The following is a 3,172-nucleotide window of genomic DNA, read 5'->3' as shown; positions in this document are numbered from 1 at the left end:
ATGCCAGCACCCTGGCAGACCTGCACCTCGTCGCCTTCGTCTGCATCATGCTCAGACAGGCCGCTCAGCTCGCCACGGGTTCATAACAGCCTCTAGGCAGCACGAAGATCTCGAACCACTTCTCGAGCACGCTCAACACACTCCGGCGCAATGGCTCGTTCTAGGTCGAACTCCGGAAACTCTTCGACGATGATCCATAGGAGGCGCTCTGTTTCCTCGTTCAACCAAATCGTATGATCAGCCAGCTTGGAAGCATCTCGGCCCGCATTCTTCAGGTCGTCGGCCTTAGCCGGAATGCCTCGCGACATAAGCCAGACCTCGATGTCCTTGTGCGTGCGAGTGACGCCGCCAGGACCACCCTTCATACTGAGCCCCCACTCCTCTCTCTTGAGGGCCCTCAGGAACTGCCGATAGAGGATGCCGGCCGGCCCACCACGTAGGTTCATCCCCGCCTTGTGAACGCGGGGGCCCACCGTCATCACGCCCTCCCAGGCAAGAAAGTCCGGCAGGGTCTTGAGAAGGCGCTTCTCCCGGAAAGCCCTAAAATGCTCGATGGCGTCTCGGGCTTGCTCGGCATTGCGCCACGGCTCGGTATCGAACGCGAGGTGTGGTCGGCCACGAACGACACGCTCGACGGGCCGAACAGGGCGCCGCTTGAAATCATATTCCAAATTGAGTGTGAGATCGCGCTCGATGCTCACCAGATCGCTTTCCGTGTGCCACATCTCCTGGAGGCTGATCAAAGAGCTCTGGCGGTGAACCTGGCCCACCTCACGATCCAAGTAGAGCCTTAGCATGTAATCGTTGTGCTCGGCTTTTGGCACGTTCGGCTTCACGCCTGCTTTTGCAAGGACAGGCTCGTCATGTCCGGCAATGAACTCGGAGGTAATCTGACCGCGCGACTTGATCGCAATGACCTGACCCACAGTGTGCTTCTTCTCAAGAAACTTGGGCGATCCAAAAACCTGTTGGCGAACCTCCGCAAACATCCGGCACAGCGTACTGTCAAGCCTTAAGGCAGATTCCGGAGCGTTCGTGAGAAAGCCGTCGGTGGTCACACTGACGAGCGTGTACTCCTGAGGGATACTGGCCATCAGCTCGCCGATGACCGCTCGGCAAACGCCCGTGATATAGGCGGCAAACCATGACGACGTAATCGTTGATGGGGGCATGCGGGTGTGTTGACCACGCTTAGGATCGAACACAGAGCTCGCGTGCACAGCCTGGGCAATTTTCCCGTAGAGGCTGTTGCCGATCTCCTTCCAGATCTGCGCCAGCAACGACCCCTTGCGGGCCGCATCGCGTTGCTCTTGGATGAAGCGGGTGAAAGATTCGAAAAGAGGTACATCGGAGGCCCACGGGATGATCATTCCATCAAGGACCTCCATCTCTGCGCCGAGGGTTTTCGCCAGGTATATCTCGGGAGCCGTACAGACGCTTACGCCTTCAAGTGGCCATAACAGAAGGTTGTCGTCGCGGACCGGCAGGCAGGGGCACCTCGTGCCTTCTGGGAATTTGAATTTCACCTCTGCCACACCCATTATATCTGGTGTGTAATCATCTATGTGCGACGCTTTCCAAGCGCCCTTGTAGTCCAAAGGTCGTAAAAGACATAGGATAGTAGCGTAAGCCGCGCTGAGATCGAAATCTTCGAAGGTACCCAACTCAGTCGGGCCGTTCGTCAACGACTCAGCGCGACCCCCATGGTAGCCTTGGGCACCTCGCTCTTCGTTGACCAATCTCGAGAACGCAGGAACGCGAACGCGGATCGTTCGCATCCGGCCCGATTTGGGGCTGTATATGGTGCGCTTGCGTGTTTCGACGCCGAGCGCCTCATCCAGCGATATCCCGGCCTTCTTGATCTCTCGGCGGGCGATCGCAATGGCGAACGCCGCAAGCGTAGCCGGCATCCGCTGTAGGCCACACTGCGCTGCGAGATCGCGGATGCGGAGGTAGTAGAGCAGAGCGATCAGGGCATCCTGAAGCGCGTACGCCTCGAACGCCGCTCGGTTCTCCTTCAGCAGCCGATCCATCTCATGGATCGCGTAGCCCTCGGGCAGAGCGACTTTGGACATGCCCAGGAGCTGAGCTGCGGTCTCAAGGCTTCCCCGACCCGGCGTCAGCAGCATCGTATCGACGAATCGAACGATCACGCGCCGCTTGGCTTTGCCGTCGACGAACACGCATTGCGAGCGGCGAGGTTTGCCCCGCTCTGAAGTTTGAGCGCCAGCGCCATCATCATCAAGCGAGAACAGGAGGCCAGTGCCGGTGAAGGTCTTGCCGAACCCCTGGAACTGGCGCTTGTGGGCCCAGAAGTCCCGATGGGCTGCGAGATCCGCACGCAGGAAGTGACCGACCATCGTCACGCGGTCGGGCCACTCCTCGATCGTTCCCTCGCTGAGCGCCCGCCGCAAAGCACGATCAATCAGGCCACCGATCGTGAGGCGGTGACGCTTACTGGGACCGGTCGTGTAGTAGATGAACTTGGTCTGCCGCCCCGCACACTCGACGACCACCGCGTAGTTCAGGATGTGGTTGTAGCGGCGTTTCCGAACTCGATCGACGCGACCTACCCACTCACAGTCGAAGGCGATGGTTACAGGCGCTGACACGCGCGGGGGCGTTGCCGTCGACCGAAGCAGACGGTGTAAGGACATGTATGTGACCCCAATGGAAGTTTTACACGCGAAAAATCAAAAAGATTTCTCAGCCACTTAGCGGCACATCAATGGACAGCCGATAGCGCATGAATTGCTCGGGGCGCTGCGCCACCCCGAGCAACCCTGCCTATGCGAAACTACGCGTCTTCATCATCCGGCAGCCAGTCGGGCTGCTGAACAGACTGACCATCGGCCAGTGCCATCACCATGTGGCTGAATTGACGAGCAATCCGGATGGGGTCATCGGCGTAGTGACCACCAAAGGTGCCCGGATTCAAGAACATGAGCGCGTCACCACTCTCGCGGTTGAGCACTACGCGGCCATCCTTTTCGACCACGTCAACCCCATGCACCAAGCCAAGATCGACAAGGCCGACCGGCACCATGACGGGATGAAACTTACGCTTTGCTTCTGATCCGCCCCCACTGAAGTGGTCCGCCCTGAGGTATGGCTTTTGAGCCAGATGAGGACGGACAGATGGGAACGAAGCGGCACAAGCCGGAAGACGTGG

Annotated in this window: 2 protein-coding genes and 1 pseudogene; 1 reads left to right on the top strand and 2 read right to left on the bottom strand. The window is 59.0% G+C overall.

The annotated features are described in order from the left end of the window. A pseudogene (locus MTDSW087_RS29710) lies at positions 1 to 86 on the top strand (IS5/IS1182 family transposase); the annotation flags it as partial. Positions 87 to 92: 6 nt separating this feature from the next. Here MTDSW087_RS29710 and MTDSW087_RS29705 read toward each other — a convergent pair. Both MTDSW087_RS29705 and MTDSW087_RS30665 read right to left on the bottom strand, forming a co-directional pair. Continuing rightward, positions 93 to 2,612: a DNA polymerase type-B family protein gene (locus MTDSW087_RS29705; protein ID WP_144769377.1), complete on the bottom strand. Its 2,520-nt coding sequence runs from the start codon at positions 2,610 to 2,612 to the stop codon at positions 93 to 95. A 185-nt stretch (positions 2,613 to 2,797) separates the two neighbouring features. After that, on the bottom strand, positions 2,798 to 3,172 hold a 375-nt coding region (locus MTDSW087_RS30665; RefSeq protein ID WP_210248321.1), incomplete at its 5' end, for a hypothetical protein.

It is taken from the genome of Methylobacterium dankookense, from assembly GCF_902141855.1.
Taxonomy (GTDB): Bacteria; Pseudomonadota; Alphaproteobacteria; order Rhizobiales; family Beijerinckiaceae; genus Methylobacterium; species Methylobacterium dankookense.
Note: the sequence above shows the minus strand (reverse complement) of the source record. Positions and strands in the feature narration are given on the sequence as shown.